This window comes from Streptomyces durmitorensis (genome assembly GCF_023498005.1).
GTDB classification, from domain to species: Bacteria; Actinomycetota; Actinomycetes; order Streptomycetales; family Streptomycetaceae; genus Streptomyces; species Streptomyces durmitorensis.
On the sequence record NZ_CP097289.1, the window covers coordinates 7,369,486 to 7,390,265 of the forward strand.

The 20,780-nt window shown below is 71.8% G+C and carries 19 protein-coding genes; 10 read left to right on the forward strand and 9 right to left on the reverse strand.

Going from position 1 to position 20,780, the window contains the following annotated elements:
• Position 1: 1 nt before the first annotated feature.
• Complete coding sequence (locus tag M4V62_RS32935) at positions 2-1,150, reverse strand: AAA family ATPase (RefSeq protein WP_249590835.1); 1,149 nt, start codon at positions 1,148-1,150, stop codon at positions 2-4.
• Positions 1,151-1,202: 52 nt separating this feature from the next.
• Positions 1,203-2,249 (reverse strand): ABC transporter permease, encoded by a 1,047-nt coding sequence (locus M4V62_RS32940; protein ID WP_249590836.1) that lies wholly within the window; start codon positions 2,247-2,249, stop codon positions 1,203-1,205.
• A 163-nt stretch (positions 2,250-2,412) separates the two neighbouring features.
• Between M4V62_RS32940 and M4V62_RS32945 the strand changes: the two genes are divergently transcribed.
• Together M4V62_RS32945 and M4V62_RS32950 are read left to right on the forward strand one after the other, a co-directional pair.
• Positions 2,413-5,877, forward strand: coding sequence for a DNA polymerase III subunit alpha (locus M4V62_RS32945; RefSeq protein WP_249590837.1), 3,465 nt, complete (start codon positions 2,413-2,415; stop codon positions 5,875-5,877).
• Positions 5,874-6,848, forward strand: coding sequence for a DNA polymerase Y family protein (locus M4V62_RS32950; protein ID WP_249590838.1), 975 nt, complete (start codon positions 5,874-5,876; stop codon positions 6,846-6,848). Before M4V62_RS32945 ends, M4V62_RS32950 begins: the two co-directional genes overlap by 4 nt.
• Positions 6,849-6,863: 15 nt before the next feature.
• On the opposite strand, the gene M4V62_RS32955 is transcribed toward M4V62_RS32950, so the two are convergent.
• The gene (locus M4V62_RS32955; RefSeq protein ID WP_249590839.1) at positions 6,864-7,709 is read right to left on the reverse strand and encodes an ABC transporter permease; all 846 of its coding nucleotides are present in this window, start codon (positions 7,707-7,709) and stop codon (positions 6,864-6,866) included.
• On the reverse strand, positions 7,706-8,629 hold the full coding sequence (locus M4V62_RS32960) for an ABC transporter ATP-binding protein (RefSeq protein ID WP_249590840.1): 924 nt from the start codon (positions 8,627-8,629) through the stop codon (positions 7,706-7,708). Before M4V62_RS32960 ends, M4V62_RS32955 begins: the two co-directional genes overlap by 4 nt.
• A 133-nt stretch (positions 8,630-8,762) precedes the next feature.
• On the opposite strand from M4V62_RS32960, the gene M4V62_RS32965 reads away from it, so the two are divergent.
• The 3 genes from M4V62_RS32965 to M4V62_RS32975 all read left to right on the forward strand — a co-directional run bounded on the left by M4V62_RS32965 (position 8,763) and on the right by M4V62_RS32975 (position 11,761).
• Positions 8,763-10,067 carry a sensor histidine kinase gene (locus M4V62_RS32965; protein ID WP_249590841.1) on the forward strand — a complete coding sequence of 435 codons (1,305 nt, stop codon included), beginning with the start codon at positions 8,763-8,765 and terminating at the stop codon, positions 10,065-10,067.
• On the forward strand, positions 10,064-10,732 hold the full coding sequence (locus M4V62_RS32970; protein WP_249590842.1) for a response regulator: 669 nt from the start codon (positions 10,064-10,066) through the stop codon (positions 10,730-10,732). Before M4V62_RS32965 ends, M4V62_RS32970 begins: the two co-directional genes overlap by 4 nt.
• A 162-nt stretch (positions 10,733-10,894) precedes the next feature.
• Positions 10,895-11,761 (forward strand): esterase/lipase family protein, encoded by an 867-nt coding sequence (locus M4V62_RS32975; protein WP_249590843.1) that lies wholly within the window; start codon positions 10,895-10,897, stop codon positions 11,759-11,761.
• 65 nt (positions 11,762-11,826) lie between these two features.
• On the opposite strand, the gene M4V62_RS32980 is transcribed toward M4V62_RS32975, so the two are convergent.
• Complete coding sequence (locus M4V62_RS32980; protein ID WP_249590844.1) at positions 11,827-12,825, reverse strand: lytic polysaccharide monooxygenase auxiliary activity family 9 protein; 999 nt, start codon at positions 12,823-12,825, stop codon at positions 11,827-11,829.
• 271 nt (positions 12,826-13,096) lie between these two features.
• Entirely contained in the window at positions 13,097-13,783 is a 687-nt protein-coding gene (locus M4V62_RS32985; protein ID WP_249590845.1) for a response regulator, read from the reverse strand.
• A 224-nt stretch (positions 13,784-14,007) separates the two neighbouring features.
• Between M4V62_RS32985 and M4V62_RS32990 the strand changes: the two genes are divergently transcribed.
• The 4 genes from M4V62_RS32990 to M4V62_RS33005 are packed head-to-tail and all read left to right on the forward strand — an operon-like array spanning position 14,008 to position 17,489.
• Positions 14,008-14,991, forward strand: coding sequence for a Bug family tripartite tricarboxylate transporter substrate binding protein (locus M4V62_RS32990; protein WP_249593111.1), 984 nt, complete (start codon positions 14,008-14,010; stop codon positions 14,989-14,991).
• Entirely contained in the window at positions 14,988-15,539 is a 552-nt protein-coding gene (locus tag M4V62_RS32995; protein ID WP_249590846.1) for a tripartite tricarboxylate transporter TctB family protein, read from the forward strand. The genes M4V62_RS32990 and M4V62_RS32995 overlap by 4 nt, the downstream gene beginning before the upstream one ends.
• Before the next feature lies 1 nt (position 15,540).
• On the forward strand, positions 15,541-17,049 hold the full coding sequence (locus M4V62_RS33000; RefSeq protein ID WP_249590847.1) for a tripartite tricarboxylate transporter permease: 1,509 nt from the start codon (positions 15,541-15,543) through the stop codon (positions 17,047-17,049).
• Complete coding sequence (locus tag M4V62_RS33005) at positions 17,046-17,489, forward strand: GNAT family N-acetyltransferase (protein ID WP_249590848.1); 444 nt, start codon at positions 17,046-17,048, stop codon at positions 17,487-17,489. The genes M4V62_RS33000 and M4V62_RS33005 overlap by 4 nt, the downstream gene beginning before the upstream one ends.
• A gap of 45 nt (positions 17,490-17,534) precedes the next feature.
• On the opposite strand, the gene M4V62_RS33010 is transcribed toward M4V62_RS33005, so the two are convergent.
• Positions 17,535-17,675 carry a hypothetical protein gene (locus M4V62_RS33010; RefSeq protein WP_249590849.1) on the reverse strand — a complete coding sequence of 47 codons (141 nt, stop codon included), beginning with the start codon at positions 17,673-17,675 and terminating at the stop codon, positions 17,535-17,537.
• Between the two features lie 108 nt (positions 17,676-17,783).
• Between M4V62_RS33010 and M4V62_RS33015 the strand changes: the two genes are divergently transcribed.
• Positions 17,784-19,271 (forward strand): trifunctional class I SAM-dependent methyltransferase/NUDIX hydrolase/VOC family protein, encoded by a 1,488-nt coding sequence (locus M4V62_RS33015; protein ID WP_249590850.1) that lies wholly within the window; start codon positions 17,784-17,786, stop codon positions 19,269-19,271.
• Positions 19,272-19,331: 60 nt separating this feature from the next.
• Here the strand turns inward: M4V62_RS33015 and M4V62_RS33020 are convergent, their stop codons facing one another.
• Positions 19,332-19,856 (reverse strand): ribonuclease FAU-1 family protein, encoded by a 525-nt coding sequence (locus tag M4V62_RS33020; RefSeq protein ID WP_249590851.1) that lies wholly within the window; start codon positions 19,854-19,856, stop codon positions 19,332-19,334.
• Positions 19,837-20,766 (reverse strand): GNAT family N-acetyltransferase, encoded by a 930-nt coding sequence (locus tag M4V62_RS33025; protein ID WP_249590852.1) that lies wholly within the window; start codon positions 20,764-20,766, stop codon positions 19,837-19,839. The genes M4V62_RS33020 and M4V62_RS33025 overlap by 20 nt, the downstream gene beginning before the upstream one ends.
• Positions 20,767-20,780 lie beyond the last annotated feature (14 nt).

A 20,780-nucleotide genomic window follows, 5' to 3' on the forward strand; every position in this document is an offset into this window, starting at 1 on the left:
CTCAGCGCTTCGGCCAGTACCACAGCGGCTCGTCCAGGAGGCTCTCGCGGCCCGCCACCGTCGTCTCGCCCGACTCCTTCACCAGTTCTATGGAGTTGACGTCCATCCGGTGGCGCACCGCCCCCTTGGCCACGGCTTCGGCGAGGGGGCGGGCGTGGGTCACCAGGACCACCTGGGTGTCCTTGGTCGCGGTCAGGATCAGGTCCGCCAAGGGGCGCAACAGGTCCGGGTGCAGGCTCGTCTCCGGTTCGTTCAGGACGAGGAGGGACGGCGGCCGGGGCGTGAGCAGGGCCGCGGTCCACAGCAGATAGCGCAGTGTCCCGTCGGACAGTTCGGCGGGGCCCAGCGGGCGCAGCAGCCCGCGCTGGTGCAGCTGGAGTTCGAACCGGCCTCCGTTGTCGACGATCCGCACGCTGCTGCCCGGGAAGGCGTCGTCCACCGCCTCGTCGAGCGCACGGTCGTCGCCGATCTCCCGGATCGTCTGCAGGGCGGCCGCGAGGTCCGCGCCGTCGTGGCTGAGGACGGGGGTGCGGGTGCCGATGCGGGCGGCGCGGGCCGGTGCGTCGGCGTCGGTGCGCACATGGTCGTAGAACCGCCAGGAGCGGATCAGTTCGCGCAGCCTGAGCAGGTCGGGGGCCAACTGCGGGTCGGCGAACTCGCTGAGCATGCTGTCGTACGGCCGGATGCCCTGGGAGCGGTGCCAGCCGCCGTCGGCGGTGCGGGTGCGCACGGCGGGGCCCGCGCGGTCGCAGAGCAGCGCGGCGGTCCGCAGCACGGGCCCGGCCCAGGTGGACTCGCGCTTGATCTCCGGGTCGAGGCCGAACATGGAGGGGGCGCCACCCGGGCCCGCGCCGCTGGACTGGGGGACGCCGAAGTCGACCGCGTACCCGAACTCGTCGCCCGCGAAGCCCAGGCGCAGGGCGGCGGGCTCCGCCTTGCGCTCGCCCGCCCACATCGCGGAGGGCAGGCCGCCCTCGCGGGCCAGGGCCGCGACCGCGCCGCCGGCCGCGGAGTCCGCGAGCAGTCGCAGCGCGCGGTACAGGCTGGACTTGCCGGTGCCGTTCGCGCCCGTCACTACGTTCAGGCGGTCCAGGGGGACGATCAGTTTGCGCAGGGAGCGGTAGTTCTCGACCGCCAGGGTGGTGATCATCGCTCAAGCCTCGCACCCGGGTCTGACAACGGCCCCGGGCCGCCGCTCGCACTCACCCGCGGTGGGCGCCGGAGTCTTCCTCCATGGCGGGCTTCTGCCCCGGCTGGCGGTCCCCGCGCAGCGAGGACATGACCAGGGTGACGGCGGTGCCCACGACCGCCCAGGCGGCGAGCACCAGCATCGGTCCGGTGATCGCGTTGCCCTTGAAGTACGCGATCGAACGCGCCACCCAGGTGCCCGCGCCCGGCGGCAGCCAGGGGCCGATCTCCTTCCAGAACGGCGGCAGCATCGGCAGCGGGAAGGCGCCGCCCGCGCTCGGGTTGCCCGCGATCACGACGAGCAGGACGGCGAGGCCGATGCCCACGATGCCGGTGAGCGACTGCAGGGCGAGCGTGATCATGCCGACCCCGAAGACGACCAGCGAGCCGAGGCCCCACAGGCCCATGATGCTGCCGGGCAGGGCGCCCAGGATCGGCCCGATGATGAGCGCGCCGCCGAGGCCGCCCGCGATCGAGTAGAGCGCCATGACGCCGGTCCTGATCAGTGCGCGCGGGCCGTTGGCGGCCCGGGAGCCCGCGCTGATCGCCAGGATCGATGCGCACAGATAGCCGCCGACGCACCAGCCGACGACCAGGTAGAAGGACGAGAGCCCGTCGAAGTCCTTGGTGGACGCCGGGGCCACGTCCACGGTCCTGACTCCCCGCTTCTCGGCCGTGCCGACCTCGGTGGCGATCTTCTCAAGGGCGGTGGCGAGGACGGTGCCGCCGCCCGAGCCGACCAGCAGGGTGTCGGTGGTGCCCCGAGGGTCGACGATCAGGGCGCCGTCGATGTCGCGGTTGATGATCTGGTGCCGGGCCGCGGCCTCGTCCTCGACCACGCGCGGGTCGAGCGGTTCACCGGGGAGTTTCCCGAGCTTGTCCGAGGTCTCCTTGGCCGCGGGTCCCGGGGCGACGACTCCGAAGGGCACGTCTTTCGGCTTCGGGTCGTGCAGGGCCCCTACGTAGGAGGCGATGAACAGCAGCTGCAGGGCCAGCACACCGATGACCAGCAGGGCTGCTCGCGGGGTGACGGCACTCTTCAACTCATCGGTGAAACTCATGCCCCCACGCTCCGTGGCCCCTGTCGTTCCCGCAGGTGGGCGGGGCCGAATGGGCGAAACGGGGTGCGGTTCGAGTCGGGTGTCGTACGTACGTTCGAAACTTGGTCTATGGTGGAGGCGGGGGATGTGAGGTCGGATCGGTTCAGGGTTTCAGGAGGTGCGTGTGCCAGGGTTCACGCATCTGCACACCGTCTCCGGCTTCTCCCCGCGCTACGGCGCCTCGCACCCGGAGCGGCTCGCCGAGCGCGCCGCCGAGCGGGGCATGGACGCCCTCGCGCTCACCGACCGGGACACCCTCGCGGGCACCGTCCGGTTCGCCAAGGCCTGCGCGAAGGCGGGGGTGCGGCCGCTGTTCGGCACCGAGCTCGCGGTGGGGGAGCCGGCGCCCGCGAGCGGTGCGCGGCGGCGGACCCCGGTGCGCGGAGGTGCCTTCATCGACGAGTCGACCCCACGCGTGACCTTCCTCGCCCGCGACGGCGCCACCGGCTGGGCCGCGCTGTGCCGCCTGATCACCGCCGCGCACCGGAGCGGCGAGGGGCAGCCCGTGCTCCCGTGGGAGGAGAACCACGGCGACGGCATGACCGTGCTGCTCGGCCCCGCATCCGACGTGGGGCGCGCACTCGCCGCCGGACGCCCCGACCGGGCCGCCCGCCTCCTGGCCCCCTGGCGCGAGCGCTACGGAGACGCGCTGCGCCTGGAGTCCGTGTGGCACGGCCGCGAAGGCACCGGACCCGGTTCGCTGCGCCTCGCCGCCCGCACCGTCGGCTTCGCCGCCGAGCAGGGGGTGCGCCCCGTCCTGAGCAACGCAGTCCGCTACGCCGACGCGGGGCTCGGCCCGGTCGCCGACGTGCTCGACGCCGCGCGCCGCCTCGTCCCCGTCGACCCGACCAAGGAACTCGACGGCGGGGAGCGGTGGTTGAAGGGTGCCGACGCCATGCTGGGCAACGCCGAGCGGATCGTGGAGGCGGCGGGCTTCCGCCGTGACACCGCCCACCGCCTGGTCGAGCAGACCCAGGCCGCCGCCGCCGAGTGCCTCGTCGACCCCGAGGACGACATCGGCATCGGCTCCGTGCGCTTCCCCGAGCCGCACCTCGTCGGCGCGGGACGCCGCAGCGCGCAGCGCGTGCTCGCCTCGCGGGCGGCGGCGGGGATGGTGCTGCGGGGGTACGACCGCTCCCCGGGCGCCCACGGCTACTGGGAGCGGATGCACCACGAGCTGGACGTCATCGCGTACCACGGCTTCGCCTCCTACTTCCTCACCGTGGCCCAAGTGGTCGACGACGTACGCGACTTGGGGATCCGAGTCGCGGCGCGCGGCTCCGGCGCGGGGTCCCTGGTCAACCACCTCATCGGCATCGCGCACGCCGACCCCGTCGAGCACGGCCTGCTCATGGAGCGGTTCCTGTCCACGCGGCGTGCCGTCCTGCCGGACATCGACATCGACGTGGAGTCGGCCCGCCGCCTGGAGGTCTACCGCGCGATCATCGGCCGCTTCGGCACCGAGCGGGTCGCGACCGTCGCCATGCCCGAGACCTACCGCGTCCGCCACGCCATCCGTGACGTGGGCGCCGCCCTGTCCATGGACCCGGCCGAGATCGACAGGATCGCCAAGGCCTTCCCGCACATCCGCGCGCGGGACGCCCGCTCGGCGATGGAGGAGCTGCCCGAACTGCGCGAGGTGGCGGGGGAGGCGGAGAGCCACGGGCGCCTGTGGGAGCTGGTCGAGGCACTGGACGCGCTGCCGCGCGGGATCGCCATGCACCCGTGCGGTGTGCTGCTCTCCGACGCCTCGCTGCTCGCACGTACGCCCGTCGTGCCCACCAGCGGCGAGAGCTTTCCCATGTCCCAGTTCGACAAGGAGGACGTGGAGGACCTCGGGCTGCTCAAGCTCGACGTGCTCGGCGTGCGGATGCAGTCGGCGATGGCGCACGCGGTGGGGGAGGTCGAGCGGGCCACCGGCGAGCGGGTGGACGTGGACGCGGTGCCGCCGGGGGATCCGGCAACGTATCAACTCATCAGGTCCGCCGAGACGTTGGGCTGTTTCCAGATCGAGTCGCCGGGCCAGCGTGACTTGGTCGGGCGACTTCAGCCCGCGACCTTCCATGACCTGGTCGTCGACATCTCGCTCTTCAGGCCCGGCCCTGTCGCCGCCGACATGGTGCGGCCCTTCATCGAGGCCCGGCACGGCCGCGCGCCCATCCGCTACCCGCACCCGGACCTGGCGGGGCCGCTCAAGGAGACGTACGGCGTCGTCGTCTTCCACGAGCAGATCATCGAGATCGTGGACATCATGACCGGCTGCGGGCGCGACGAGGCGGACCGGGTGCGGCGCGGGCTCTCCGACCCCGAATCGCAGGGGCGGATCCGGTTCTGGTTCGCGCAGCAGGCGGCGGCGAAGGGGTACGACGCCGAGACCATCGGCCGAACCTGGGAGATCATCGAGGCCTTCGGTTCGTACGGCTTCTGCAAGGCGCACGCGGTGGCCTTCGCCGTGCCCACCTATCAGTCGGCGTGGCTGAAGGCCCATCACCCGGCCGCGTTCTACGCCGGGTTGCTCACGCACGACCCCGGCATGTACCCGAAGCGGCTGCTGCTCGCGGACGCGCGGCGGCGGGGGGTGCCGATCCTTCCGCTGGACGTGAACCGGTCCGCGGTCGCTCACCGTATCGAACTGGTGTCCGAACCCGGGGAGGCTTGGGGTCTGCGTCTCGCGCTGGCCGACGTCCACGGCATCAGCGAGGCCGAGGCGGCGCGGATCGCCGACGGCCGGCCCTACGCCTCGCTCCTGGACTTCTGGGAGCGGGCAAGGCCGAGCAAACCGGTCGCGCAGCGGCTCGCGCAGGTCGGCGCGCTCGACGCGTTCGGCGCCAACCGCCGCGACCTGCAACTGCACCTGACGGAGCTGCGGCGGGGCTCGCGGGGCTCCTCCGGGGCCCAACTCCCGCTGTCCGGCGGGCGGAGGACGGCACCCGCCGGTCTTCCCGACCTGGACGACGCGGAACGGCTCAGCGCCGAGCTCGGCGTCCTCGGCATGGACTCCTCGCGCCATCTCATGGGCGACCACGCGGAGTTCCTGCGCGAGCTCGGCGTGCGGAGCGCCCGCCGCCTGCGGGAGGCCGAACACGGGGCGACCGTCCTGGTCGCGGGCGCCAAGGCGGCCACCCAGACCCCGCCGATCCGCTCCGGGAAGCGGGTCATCTTCACCACCCTGGACGACGGCACCGGCCTGGTCGACCTGGCCTTCTTCGACGACGCCCACGAACGGTGCGCGCACACCGTCTTCCACTCCTGGCTGCTCCTGGTCCGCGGGGTGGTGCAGCGGCGCGGCCCGCGCAGCCTCAGCGTGGTCGGCGCCGCCGCATGGAACCTGGCGGAACTGGTGGAGCTGCGGCAGGAGGGCGGACTCGAAGCGGTCGGAGCACGTCTCGCCGAACCGGGACCGGGACCGGAACCGGAACCGGGACCGGGACCGGACGAAGCGTCCGACGGAACCCCGGCGGACGGCGGCCGCCGCATCCGGATGTCCACGGGGTACGAGATGCACCCCTGGGCCGACCTCCAGCCGCCCGGTGAACGGGCGGCCACAGGGCGGAAGTTGTGGCACCAGAGCCCGGGGAGCGCGGGATGAGCACCCTGTGCGTACGGTTCCTCCTGCCGCCCATGTACGAGGCGGCCCTGCCCCGACTGCTCCTGCTGCTCGGCGAGTTCAGCCCTGTCGTCGAGGCCCTGCCGCCCGACGCGGCGCTCGTCGACGTACGGGGAGCGATGCGCTACTTCGGGCGCGACACCGTCGAACTCGCCTCGGTGATACGGGTACGGGCGCTCGCCCACCACGGAGTGGACTGCGTGATCGGCGCCGGTCCTGGGCCGATGCTCGCGCGGATGGCCGTGCGGGAAGCCGGGCCGGGCGTGACCCGGATCGTGGGCCCGGAGCCCGACGCCGTCGCGGAGTTCCTCGGGCCGAAGCCGGTCGCCGAACTGCCGGGGGTCGGCCGCGCCACCGCCCGCACCCTCTGCTCGTACGGCCTCGACTCCGTCGGCAAGGTGGCCGCCGCACCGCTGTCCACCTTGCAGCGCCTCGTCGGCGCCCGCGCGGGCCGCGAGCTGCACGAGAAGGCGCACGGCATCGACCGCGCACGCGTCGTGCCGAACGCGGCCGCCCGTTCTCTCGCCTCTGAACGGCCTTTCCCTCGCGACGAGTTGGACCCCGCGCGCCACCGCAGGGCGCTGCTCTCGCTCACCGACGAACTCGGTGCGCGGATGCGCGACGAGGACCAGGTGTGCCGCTCCCTGACCCTCACCGTGCGGTACGCCGACCGCTCCACCACGACACGCACCCGTACGCTGCCCGAGCCGACCGCGCACTCCAGCGCGCTGACCGGATCGGCGTACCGCATGTACGAGACCCTCGGCCTCCAGCGGGCCCGGGTGCGCGGCATCTCGCTGCGTGCCGAAGGGCTCGCCCCCGCCGAACACGCCGCCCACCAGCTGATGTTCGACCCGGTGGACGACAGGGCCCGCAGAATCGAGGCGGTGGCCGACCGGGCGCGGGCGAAGTTCGGTCCCGGAGCGATCGTGCCGGGGACGCTGGCGGCGTAGCGCCATGCTCCGGGGTCACAGGTCCCTGCGGTGCACGGTCACCACCGCGACGACCGCCGCCACCAGCGGCCACACCGCGAACACGATCCACGCCTCGGTGACCGACACCGGGTACTTGCCCTGCGGGAAGCCGATCGAAGGGTTCTCGACCAGTGCCCGCCACGCGGTGATCGGCATCGCGTTGCCGATCTCCGCGACCCAGCGATGGGTCTCGCCCTGGAAGAGCGCGGGCAGCAGGAGCAGCGTCACCAGGGTCGTCACGACGGTGCCCGTGGCGTGCCGCACGAGGGCGCCGGCCGCCATGCCGACCAGTGCGCACAGCGGCGCGAGCAGCGCTCCCGCCGCGACCGCGCGCAGCGCGCCGGGATCACCGAGCGACAGGCCGCCGTGCTCCCGCAGGATCGCCTGGGTCGTGCCGAACGAAACCCCCGAGACGACCGCGCCGAGCACGAGCATGACCGCCGCCACGACGGCCGCCTTGGCCACCACCACCGCGCGCCGGTCGGGGACGGCCGCGAACGTCGTACGGGCCAGGCCGCTGGTGTACTCGCCGAAGACCGCGATGGCGCCGACACTGCCCGCGATGACCATGAAGATCTGCCAGGCGGGGTCGACGAAGGCGGTGTGCAGGGGGTCGAAATACATGTGCGGTTCCAGGCCGTCCGGGGGCGGCGGCAGATGGGCGAGGCGGTCGGCGTTGGACTGCGCGGAGTTCACATTGATCCCGATGACGACCAGCGCGCCGACCCCGAGGACCCAGTACGTGGAGCGCAGCGACCAGAGTTTGATCCACTCGGCGGCGGCCAGATCGCGGAAGCGGGCGCGGGGCTCGGTGACCGCCGCGAGGGTCAGTGGCTTCATCGGGGTTCTCCTGCCAGGTATTCGGCGCTGTCGGCGGTGAGTTCCATGAACGCCTCCTCCAGGGACGCTGCCCTGGTGGCCAGTTCGTGCAGCAACACCCGGTGCCGGAAGGCGAGTTCGCCGATGCGGGCGGCGGGCAGACCGGTGACGGTGAGCGTGTCGCCGTCCGTACCCGTCCCCGTGGTCTCCACCGACGCGCCTTCGGCGCTCAGCGCGTCCGTCAGCGTCGAGGTGTCCGGCGTGCGCACGGTCACGCTCAGCCGCGTGCCCCGCGCCGCGAAGTCCGTGAGGCTCTCGGCCGCGATCAGCTCGCCACGGCCGATGACGACGAGCTGATCGGCGGTGTTCTCCATCTCCGTCATGAGATGGCTCGACACGAAGACGGTGCGGCCCTCGGCGGCCAGGCGCCGGAAGAGCCCGCGTACCCACAACACCCCTTCCGGGTCGAGGCCGTTGAGCGGTTCGTCGAAGAGCAGCACCGGCGGGTCGCCGAGCAGCGCGGTGGCGATCCCGAGGCGCTGCCGCATGCCCAGCGAGAAGCCGCCGGTGCGCTGCCGGGCCACATCGGCGAGGCCGACCTCGCGCAGCACCTCGTCGACCCGCGCCCGCGGGATGCGGTTGCCGCGGGCCAGAGCGGCGAGGTGGGCCACCGCCGTGCGCCCGCCGTGCACGTCGCCCGCGTCGAGCAGCGCGCCGACATGGCGCAGGCCGCGCGGCCGGTCCCGGAAAGGACGGCCGTCGACGGTCGCCGTCCCGCCGCTGGGGTCGATCAGGCCGAGGAGGATCCGCAGGGTGGTCGTCTTGCCCGCGCCGTTCGGGCCGAGGAACCCGGTGACCTGCCCCGGGCGCACGGTGAAACACAGGTTGTGTACGGCGTTCTTGGTGCCGTACCGCTTCGTCAGCTCATTGACTTCGATCACGCGGACCACGGTGCCGCGGGCCGGGCCCGCCCGGCATCGGGCCGTCGGCCACACCCGTCGGCGGCTCGGTAGCCCCTGGGCGTACGACCGCGGGCCAATACCCCCGCGAGCGGCGGCCGCATACGATCGGCGCATGGACGTCACACCAGGTCAGGAGCTGTCCGCGAAGGGCCGGAACAAGGGCAGCCGCACGCTCGTCCCCGGGCGGCCGTGGCCTGCGGTACGCACGGGTCTGGCCTGGAGCGGGGCCGTTCTCTTCCCCGCCGTCACCTACGTCACGTTCTCCGACGGACAGCAGGGCTTCGACCTCCTGATGGTCCTCGCGTCGCTCGTGCTCGCGGCCGTGGTCGCCTCGCTGCTGCGCCGCCGCCCGCTGCCGGCCCTGACCTTGCTGCTCCTTGGCGGGGTCACGGCCACGATGGAGATGCGGACGTCGGAGGTCAGCTATCTGCAGGTCTTCGCCGGGGTCTGTGCCGTCGGCTATCTCGCGGCCGCCCGTCCGCGGCGCACGTCGGTCACCGCCGCCGTCCTGGCGTTCACGGCGCAGATGGGCTCCCTCTTCGGCTTCCCGCCCGACACCGGGTGCCTTCCCGGCGAGTACGGGATGCGGAACTGCTCGTCGTCCGCCTGGGCCGACGACAGCGGCCAGAGTGCCGTGCTCGTGGCCGTCCTTCTCATCGCCGCCTGGATGGCGGGCAGTTCGGCCCGCGAGCGCCGCACGCACGCCGAGGCCCTGCGCTCCCAGGCCACGGCCCGCGCCGTCACCGCCGAACGGCTGCGCATCGCAAGGGAGTTGCACGACATGATCGCGCACAGCATCGGCGTCATCGCCATCCAGGCGGGCGTGGGCAGCCGGGTCATCGACACCCAGCCCGCGGAGGCCCGCAACGCGCTCGCCACCATCGAGGCCACCAGCAGGGAGACCCTCGCGGGGCTGCGCCGGACGCTGGTCGCGCTGCGCAGGCCGGAGTCGGAGTCGGAGCCGGGAGCCGACGGCGGGACACTGGACCCGCCCCGCGACACCTCCGCGCCGCCGCCGCGCGAACCAGCCCCCGGGCTCGCCGACGTCGACCGCCTCGCGGCTTCGGCACGGGACGCCGGGGTCCACGCCGAGATCCGCAGGCGGGGGGAGAGCGGCCCGCTGCCCGCCGACATCGACCTGGCCGCGTTCCGCATCCTCCAGGAGGCCCTCACCAATGTCGTACGGCACGCGGGAACGGACACCTGCCGGGTGACCGTCGAGCGGCGGGACGGCGAGCTGTCCCTGGAGATAGAGGACGACGGCCGGGGTGGCCTGCCCGCGGGCACCGGGTTCGGTCTCGTCGGCATGCGCGAGCGAGTCGCCCTGCTGCACGGCAGGTTCACCGCGGGACCGCGCCCCGAGGGCGGCTTCCGGGTGACGGCCCTGCTGCCCCTGCCGCCGGTGGAGGCCCGATGACCGGCCCGGTGGTCAGGGTCGTCCTCGCCGACGACCAGCCCCTCGTCCGCGCGGGCCTGCGCGTCCTGATGGCCGACACCCCCGGCATCGAGGTGGTGGGGGAAGCGGGCACGGGTGCCGAAGCGCTCCAACTGGCGCGCGAGATACGCCCCGACGTGGTCGTGATGGACATCCGCATGCCCGGCATGGACGGCATCGAGGCCACCCGTCTGATCACGGCCGACGGCGGGGCGACGCGCGTCCTCGTCCTCACCACCTTCGATGACGACGACTACGTGTACGGGGCGCTGCGCGCGGGCGCGAGCGGATTCCTGGTCAAGGACATGGCACTTGAGGACATCCTCGCGGCGATCCATGTGGTGGCCGCCGGGGACGGCCTGATCGCGCCGAGCGTCACCCGGCGCCTGATCGAGGAGTTCGCGGCGCGGCCCGAGCCCACGCCTTCGGTACGGCGGACGGCCGGCGGCATCACCGACCGCGAGTGCGAGGTGCTGACGCTGGTGGGCCGCGGCCTGTCCAACGCGGAGATCGCGGCCGAACTCGTCATCACCGTGGCCACGGTCAAGGCGCACGTGGCACGGCTCTTCACCAAGCTCGACTCCCGCGACCGGGTCCAACTGGTCATCATCGCCTATGAGTTGGGGCTGGTGGAGCCTCCTCGATAGAGGGTTGCGGGGGACTGTGCCAGTGATTGCTGGAAGTTTTACTGACGCGTAACTTCACACTTCTACGACCGACCCTTAGTTTGGCGTGTGCACGGCATCCTCGTGATCCGGATCACAGGGCTCATTCATCGCAACTCCCTTGAGCCGCAAGGAGATCACACGATGCTGCCCTGGAGACGAGCGCTCAGAGCGCTTGCCGCCGCCCTTCTCATGACGGGCGCGCTCACCCTCACCCCCGCCGCCACGGCGTCCGCCGCGCCTGCCGCCACCACCGCCTCGTCGAGCGGCTGGAACGACTACGGCTGCAAGCCGTCGGCCGCCCACCCCCGCCCCGTGGTCCTGGTCCATGGCACCTTCGGCAACTCCATCGACAACTGGCTCGTCCTCGCCCCGTACTTGGTCAGGCGCGGCTACTGCGTCTACTCCCTCGACTACGGCCAGCTGCCCGGAGTGCCCTTCTTCAACGGGCTCGGCCCGATCGACAAGTCGGCCGAGCAGCTCGACGGCTTCGTCGACAAGGTGCTCGCCTCGACGGGCGCCGCGAAGGCCGACCTCGTCGGCCACTCGCAGGGCGGCATGATGCCCCGCTACTACCTGAAGTTCCTCGGCGGCGCGCAGAAGGTGAACGCCCTGGTCGGACTCGCGCCCGACAACCACGGCACGACCCTGCTCGGCCTCACCAAGCTGCTGCCCTACTTCCCGGGCATCGAGGACCTGCTCACCACCAAGACCCCGAGCCTGGCCGACCAGGTGGCCGGATCGCCGTTCCTGACCAAGCTCAACGAAGGCGGCGACACCGTCCCGGGCGTGCGCTACACCGTCATCGCCACCCAGTACGACGAGGTGGTCACCCCGTACCGCACGCAATTCCTGAACGGCCCCGGCGTACGCAACGTGACCGTCCAGGACCTGTGCCCCGTCGACCTGTCGGAGCACGTGGCGATAGGAATCCTCGACCGGGTCGCGCACCACGAGGTCGCGAACGCGCTCGACCCCGCGCACGCGACGCCGAGCACCTGCTTCTCCTGACGGCAGAGGGCCGCCGCCCTCCCCTGACGCACGGGAAGGCGGCGGCCCATCAACGCTCAGCCGGTTCAGCGGCCGTGGCGCGCCGTCCGGCGGCGGGCCGTGCCGAACATGGCCGCGGCACCGATGGCGAGCGCGGCGGCGCCGCCGATCGCGATGTACGGGGTGTTGCTGTCGCCGCCGGTCTCGGCGAGGTTCTCGTTGGCCGCCGCGACGGGCTTCTCGGCGCCGCCGTTCACCTCGGGCTGATTGGCCGCGGTGTCCTCACCCGCGGCCGGGGCCGCCTCGGAGGCCTCGGCGCCCGTCTTGGCGTCGCTGTCGCCGTGGCCGTGGTGCTCGACGGTGGACTTCTCGGCGCCCGCGGCGATGTCCTGCTCGGAGGGCGCGGAGGCGGCCGGGGCCGGAGCCGCGGACCCGCTGCCGCCGCTGTCCTTGCCGAAGACGACGTCGGAGCAGGTGTAGAAGGCCTCGGGGGAGTCCGAGCGCTGCCAGACCGAGTAGATCAGGTGGCGGCCCGACTTGGCCGGGACCTTGCCGTCGAAGACGTAGTCGCCGTTCTCCATCTTCGGGTCGGCGACGTCGACGAACGGCTTCTCCTCCAGGTCCGACCACTTCAGGGGCTTGCTCGGGTCGTACGAGTCCTTCGTGATGTACAGCTCGAAGGAGCCCTTGTGCGGGGCGGTGCCCTTGTAGCGGAAGGTGTGGTTGCCGCCGGACATCTTGCTGGACGGCCAGTCGGCGCGCGGCAGGTCGAGGCCCTTGTACTTGTCGTTGCCCGCGCTGCACAGCTTGCCGTCGGGGATGATCTCCTTCGACTTGCCCGCGGCGTTGGCGATGTTCACGCCGTTCCAGTCGTAGAAGGCCTGCGTGCCACTGGCCGCCACGGCAGCCTTGCAGGCGGCCGAGGTCGGCGACTCCGGGCCTTCCTGGAAGCACGCGGAGACACGGCTCACCGGGTCCGTCATCGAACCGTGCGCGGCGGCGGGGGCGGCCGACAGGGCGGTCAGGGCGAGCGGGGCGATCCCGACGGCGGCGATCGCGGCGACCTTGCTTCGGCGTGCGGTCATGAGTGGTTCTCCTCAGCGGCGGTTCTGGGGGGGTGGGGGACACGAGACGGTTGCGAACGGCCGGTGCCGCCCCCCGATTGCGTGCGGCGCCGACGGTTCGTAACCGGCCCGGCGACGAGAAAGCTAGCCGCTGAAATCCCCGGATTCGCCTGCTGGGAGGGGGTGATGGCGATCTTTATGGTGGGGTTAAGGGAGCCCTCAGGCTCCGCTCAGGTCGTGCCCGAATTGCCCCAGGGGAGCTCTTGGGAAGTCCCAGGGAAGCCCCCGCCCCCTAGCGCACCCACCGATACCGCCGCTCCGGCCGCCCCGTCCCCCCGTACCGCAGCGTCACCTCGACCCGTCCCGTGTCCGCGAAGAACTCCAGGTAGCGGCGCGCGCTCACCCGTGACAGTGCGCCCTCCTGCGCGCACTCCGAGGCGGAGAGGCCTCCCGGGTGCCGCCGCAGCGTCTGCTCGACCAGGTCCGCGGTGTGGGCCGCCAGGCCCTTCGGGAGTTCCCGGGAGCCCGGCGGGCGGGGGCCGAAGATCTGGTCGATGTCCTCCTGGCGCGCCTCGTCCAGGCCGTCCAGGCGGGCCCGCACCGCCGCCACGTGCAGCAACTGCTCGCGCAGCGCCGCCTGGTTGAACGGCTTGATCAGGTAGTGCAGCGCACCGGCCCGCAGCGCGGCCCGCACGACCTCCGCGTCCCGCGCCGCCGTGATGAACAGCGCGTCCAGCGGCTGCCGGTCCCGGTCGCGCTCCTCCACGGCACGCAACTCCCGCAGCACCGCGATGCCGTCCATATCGGGCAGATAGACATCAAGGAGTACGAGATCGGGGCGCAGCCGCTCCACCGCCGCCAGCGCCTCCGTACCGCTGTGCGCCACTCCCACCACCGAGAATCCGTCCACCGCGGACACATAACGGCTGTGCAGCTTGGCGACCATGAAGTCGTCGTCCACGACCAGCACCCTTGTCATCGCCGCAGGCTAAGGGCGCGACCACAACGACCACAACGTCCGTTGATTCCGGAAGAGAGACAGCTTCTTAACGCGCAGGCAACATGTGGGCCACCTCACAGGTATCCCCGTCCCCGCGGACGGCGGCCGGGTTCCCGCCCCCACGGGGAACCCGGCCGCATCAACTCCCCGGCAATGACTCCGTATCCCCAGCAATGACTACGTACCGACAGGTGGTGGCACACGTGCGTCTGCGCACACCCCTTGCCCTGCTCGGGGCCGCGCTGCTCGTGCTCGCAGGGCCGCCGCTGCTCTCCACGGGCAGCGACGCCGAGACCGGCACACAGATCCCCGGCCTGCGCTTCATGGTCCCCAACACACCGGGCGGCGGCTACGACATCACCGCCCGCACCGCGGCGAAGAACGCCGAGGACGCCGGACTCACCCACAACATCGAGGTGTTCAACCTCCCCGGCGCCGGCGGCACCGTCGGCCTCAGCCGCCTCGTCGGCGAGCACGGCAACGGCAAGCTCGCCATGTCCATGGGCCTGGGCGTCGTGGGCGCCGCGCGCTCCAACGACTCGCCCAAGACCCTCGCCGACACCACCCCCATCGCCCGCCTCACCGAAGAGCCGGACGTCGTCGTGGTCGCCAAGGACTCGCCGTACAAGGACATCAAGCAGCTGGTCACCGCCTGGAAGAAGAACCCGGGCAAGCTCCCCGTCGGCGGCGGCTCATCCCCGGGCGGCCCCGACCACCTCGCCCCCATGCTGATGGCGCGCGCCGCCGGGATCGACCCGAAGAAGGTCAACTACGTCCCCTTCGACGGCGGCGGTGAACTCCTCGCCTCGATCCTCGGCAAGAAGGTCGCCTTCGGCGTCTCGGGCGTCGGCGAGTATCTCGACCAGATCAAGTCGGGCGAGCTGCGCCTCCTCGCCACCACCGGGCCCAAGCGGGCCAAGGGCCTGGACGGCCCGACCCTCAAGGAGTCCGGCTACGACGTGGACTTCACCAACTGGCGCGGCATCGTCGCCCCGCCCGGCCTCTCCGACGCGGAACGCAAGAAGCTCACCGGCCTGGTCAGGAAGCTCCACGACTCCCCTGAGTGGCGCACATCCCTCAAGACCAACGGCTGGGACGACGCCTTCCTCACCGGAGACAAGTTCGGCGACTTCCTGGCCGCCCAGGACAAGAGCGTGGTGTCCGTGCTGAAGGAGCTGGGACTGTGACGACGTCGACACCCGAAACCGCGCCGACCCCGCCCGAGGAACGCGGCGGCGGCCGCCGCGCCTGGCTGCGCGAACACTCCGAACTCGGCGTCTGCGTCATGCTGTTGGCCCTCGGCGCCCTCGTCCTCACCGACGCGCTCACCATGGACGTCGAGATCGCCCAGCGCGGCCCCATCGGACCCAAGACGGTACCGATCGCCGTCGGCATCGGACTCCTCGTCGTCGCCGTGATCCTCGCCGTCGACGTCCTGCGCGGCGGCCGCGGCGAAGCCGAGGGCGGCGAGGACATCGACCTGTCCGAACCCGCCGACTGGCGCACCGTCCTGCTCCTCGCCGGAGTCTTCCTCGGCGCCGCCGTCCTCATCGAACCGCTCGGCTTCCCCATCGCGGGCGCCCTGCTCTTCTGGGGCGCCGCGTACGCGCTCGGCAGCCGTCACCTCGACCGCGACCCGCTCATCGCGGCAGGGATCTCCCTCATCACGTACGTCGTCTTCAACAACCTGCTCGGGGTGCCGCTCCCCGGCGGACCACTGATGGGAGTGCTGTGACATGGACGCCTTCAACTCCCTGATGGACGGCTTCGGCACGGCCCTCACCCCCATGAACCTGCTCTGGGCCGCCGTCGGCGTGCTCCTGGGCACCGCGATCGGCGTCCTGCCCGGCATCGGCCCCGCGATGGCGGTGGCCCTGCTGCTGCCTGTGACCTACGGCCTGGAGCCGACCGGCGCGTTCATCATGTTCGCGGGCATCTACTACGGGGCGATGTTCGGCGGCTCGACGACCTCGATCCTCCTGAACACCCCGGGCGAGAGCGCCGCGGTGGTGGCCGCCATGGAAGGCAACCCGATGGCCAAGGCGGGGCGCGGCGCACAGGCGCTCGCGGCCGCCGCCATCGGACACTTCGCGGGCGGCATCATCGGCACGATCCTCCTGGTGGCGCTCGCACCGACGGTCGCCGACCTCGCCGTCGACATCGGGGCGCCCGACTACTTCGCCATCATGGTGCTCGCGTTCATCGCCGTGACATCGGTCCTCGGCTCCTCGCGCGTACGAGGACTCGCCTCACTCCTCATCGGCCTCACCCTCGGCCTGGTCGGCCTCGACCAGATGACCGGCCAGCAGCGCCTGACCTTCGGCTCGCTCCAACTGGCCGACGGCATCGACGTGGTGATCGTCGCCGTGGGCCTCTTCGCGATCGGCGAGGCCCTGTGGGTCGCGGCCCACCTGCGGCGCACCAGCGGCGAGGCGATCCCGGTCGGCCGCCCCTGGCTCGGCAAGGCCGACGTCAAGCGCACCTGGAAGTCCTGGCTGCGCGGCCCGCTCATCGGCTTCCCGTTCGGCGCGATCCCGGCCGGCGGCGCGGAGATCCCCACCTTCCTCTCGTACGTCACCGAGAAGCGCCTGTCCAAGCACAAGGACGAGTGGGGCAAGGGCGCGATCGAGGGAGTGGCGGGCCCCGAGTCGGCGTCATCGGCATCGGCGGCCGGAACACTCGTCTCCATGCTGACCCTGGGCCTGCCCACGACGGCGGTCGCGGCAGTGATGCTCGCGGCCTTCCAGCAGTACGGCATCCAGCCGGGCCCGCTCCTCTTCGAGCGCGAACCGGACCTGGTGTGGGGCCTGATCGCGTCCCTCTTCGTGGGCATGGTCCTGCTCCTGGCCCTGAACCTCCCCCTGGCCCCGGTCTGGGCGAAACTGCTCCGCATCCCGAGGCCCTACCTCTACGCGGGAATCCTCTTCTTCGCTGCGGTGGGCGCCTACGCGGTCGGCGGCGAGGCCCTGGACCTGGTGATCCTGCTGATCATCGGCCTGATCGGCTTCGGCATGCGACGCTACGGACTGCCCGTCCTGCCCGCCGTCATCGGCGTCATCCTCGGCCCGAACGCGGAACAACAGCTGCGCCGCGCCCTGCAGATCAGCGACGGCAGCGTCAGCGGCCTGTTCGACACGCCCTTCTCGATCACGGTGTACGTGATCATCGCGCTGATCGTGTTGTGGCCGCTCCTGAAGAAACTGCTGGTGCGGGGCAGGAGGACTGACGTAGACGTAAAGGCATGACAGCCGACATCCGCCTCGCCACCGCCGCCGACGTCCCCGCCGTGAAGGCGGTGACGGACGCCGCCTACCGCCCCTACATCGAGCGCATCGGAGTCGTGCCCGTCCCCATGGAGGCGGACCACGCGGCGGAGGTGGCGGCCGGGCGGGTGTATGTCACCGGAAATCCGGTGGTGGGTGTCCTGGTCCTCGTCCCGCACCAGGACCACCTGTTCCTGGACAGCATCGCGGTCCACCCCGAGGCAGCAAGCCAAGGGGTGGGCCGTCGCCTGCTCACCTTCGTGGACGAGCGGGCGCGGGAGCTCGGTCTCCCGGAGATCAGGCTCTATACGAACGCGATGATGTGGGAGAACCAGAAGATCTACCCGCGGTACGGCTACGAGATGGTGGAGCGCAGGGTGGAAGGACCTTACGACCGCTACCACTACAGGAAGAGCCTCTAGCGGTTCGTGCCGTGCGGGCTTCTCCTGCCCTGCGGGCGGCCGGCCTCACCCATCGGGCCACCAGGTCCGCTGGACGTCCTTGCGGACCTCCGGGCGCTCGCGGGGGCGGTCCTCGGACTCGCACTTCTCCCGGATCTGGCGATTGGTGGGCTTACCGACGGTCTTGTGCACGGTCACACGGCGCATGGCTGCCTCCCTGTACTACCGATGTCCAAGGTGGGACGTCTGTAGACCTCTGCGGGGAGGGTTTCTCATCCGAGTCGGATTGTCAGTGGCGAGTGTCACCATCGCCGGATGAGCATCGACTGGGACGCCGAGGCGGCCACCTTCGACGACGAGCCGGACCACGGGCTGCGGGACGCGGTGGTGCGGGAGGCGTGGGCACAGCGGCTGGGGGACTGGTTGCCGATGGCCCCCGGCGACGTCCTTGACCTGGGCTGCGGCACCGGAAGCCTCTCTCTGCTCGCGGCCGAGCGGGGACATCGCGTCACGGCGGTGGACCTGTCACCGAACATGGTGGAGCGGGCCCGCGAGAAGCTGTCGGGGCACGAGGCGGAGGTGCTGGTCGGCGACGCGGGCGAGCCTCCGGTGGAGGGGCGCCGTTTCGACGTGATTCTGGTCCGGCACGTGCTGTGGATGCTGCCGGACCCGGAAGCGACGCTGCGGCACTGGTGCGGGCTGCTGCGGCGGGGCGGACGCCTGATCCTGATCGAGGGCGTATGGGGCACGACGAACCCCTCAGGCATCCCCGCGTCCCGCCTGATCAGCGCACTGACCCCGATGACGGGCCGCCTCCACTCCGAACGCCTTTCGGGCGACGAGCGGTTGTGGGGGAAGAGGGTGGAGGACGAGCGGTACGCGATCGTGGCGCACGTCGCCGGGCCCCGCCGCCACAAGGAGGTGGTGGACGTCCACCTGATCCTCCGCCGCGGTGAGGAGGTTCTCCTGGCCCGCCGCGCCAACACCGGTTACGGCGACGGCCTGTTCAACACCCCCTCCGGCCACGTCGAGCCCGGAGAGGACGTCCGCATGGCGGTGATCCGCGAGGCGAAGGAGGAGATCGGCCTCGACCTCACCCCCGAGGACGTGAGCGCCGAACTGGTCATCCAGCACCGGGGACCCGGTGGGAATCCCCGCATCGGCTGGTTCTTCGAGGCGGCGTACGGCGCGGGCGGCGAGCCGTTCAACGCGGAGCCGGACAAGTGCGACGAACTGAGCTGGCACAGGGCGGACGCGCTGCCGGACGACATGGTGGCGTACTGCAGGGCAGGGCTCGAAGCATGGCGGGTGGGGGAGCGGTTCGTTCTGCACTGGCAGGAGGAGGGGGATGCGGTGGGGTATGAGGCGGGCGGGGCCGAGCGGGGGATTGACCTCGCGTCGGCGCGGGGCACACACCATGTGGAGCTCTGGGTACCGGACTTCGCTGCCGCGGAGGAGTCGTGGGGCTGGCTCCTGGGCGAGCTGGGGCATGTCCGTGAGCAGCGCTGGGAGCGCGGCGGCAGTTGGCGCCGGGGTGCGACGTACATCGTGCTCGAACAATCGCCCGACATGCGTGGCGGGGGCCATGACCGGCTGCTGCCCGGCCTGAACCACCTGGCGTTCCATGTGGCGAGCGCGGCGGAGCTCGACCGGCTGGTGGCGGAGGCTCCGGGACACGGGTGGTCCTTGCTGTTCCCGGAGCGGCATCCGTTTGCGGGAGGTGAGGAGCACTGTGCGGCCTATCTGGAGGACGGGGCCGGGTTCGAGGTGGAGCTGGTGGTCGGGGCGACTCCGACCAGATGACCGCGATCGCCGGACGAGACGGGTCTTCCGGCTCGTCCGGCGCAGGTGGTTGCGGTTGCCCTACGGCGCGTTGTGGAGGGCAGGGGACGCTTTCGGGAGGGACGGGGAGAGCGAGGCTCCGGTGCGGGCCAGGTGTTCCAAGGTGTTCAGGGCGGACATGGCCTGGGATGCTGCCTCGGGGTCGCGTTCGGACAGGCCGCTCTCCGCGAACTCGTCCTCGTCCAGGCGCAGGATCGTCTCGCCGTCCGCCGAGCACCACAGGTCCAGGTCCAGGTCCTCCACCGTGAGCGTGGCGCCGTCCCGCACAGCGGGGCGCGTCACGTCGCAGTACCAGCCCTTCAGGACGCCCGCGGACGTGCGGACCTCCTTCACGGCGTACCAGCGGTCACGCCAGTAGTGCTCCGTGAAGACGTCACCCGGCTCGAAGCGTACGAAGCCGAAGTCCCTCACCCCGGCAGCCGCCCACGGTGCGCGGACCGTCACCACGGTGCCGTCGTCCGCGACGACCTCCGCGGGGTAGCGGATCTTCATCCGGCCCGCCTTCATGAGGACCACGGCCACCTGGTCAGCCGAGGTCTCGGACATGGCGTACCTCCGTTGCGCAGATCTCGTAGCCGAACCACTTGTTGATCGCCAGCATCGGCTCGTTGCCGGCGTCGTTTCCGGTGAACGCCTCGGTGCAGCCCACGGCCCGCGCCCGGTGCAGGGAGTCGTTCTTGGCGAGCTTGGCGAGGCCGCGCCCGCGGAACGCGCGTCCGGTGCCGGTCATGCCGCTCCCGTAGCGCGACGCGTCGTCCGTGCGGGCCAGCGTGAAGGCCGCGGGCCTGCCGTCCATCACCGCCACCGAGGTCAGTTCGCGGTTCACCAGGGGGTGGTTCCAGGTCTCGGCGAGCCAGTGCTCGTAGTCCGTGAACTCCGTTGCCACGTCGCTCGGTTCGTCCGCCACCGTCTCCGCGTCCAGGTCGAAGAGGGCGCGCGGGTCGTCCCCGAACTCCGCTCCCGTGCGCAACTCCACTCCGGCGGGCAGCTCTTGGCGGGGCGGCAGGGTGCCGCCCGCCAGGTCGAGGCGGAGGAAGTGGGCCGAGCGGCTCGCGCGGTAGCCGCGTGCGGTCGCGAAGGCGCGGTTCGCGGGCTCGTCCAGGACCCAGGAGAAGACCGTGGTGGCGCCTTCCGCCGCCAGGTACTCCTCCGCCGTCCGCAGGATCAGCGAACCCGCGCCGAGCCCGCGCCGCTGTGGGAGTACGTAGACGTTGGCGAAGCCCTGGCCGGGGTCGGGGCTGTCGTAGGCGATGCCCACCTGCGCCGTGCCGATGATCTCTCCGTCGGCCTCCGCGACCAACTGGCGGTAGCGGGAGTCGGGATGGGCGTGCGCCAGGTCGAACTGGATCGAATCGGCGGTGGCGAGCATGGCGGGGACGCAGGCGCGCCGGACGGCGGCGAAGGCCTCGGCATCGGGCCGGCTGCCGGGGCGCAGGGCGCGGACTAGGACGGTCATGGGGCCGCACGCTA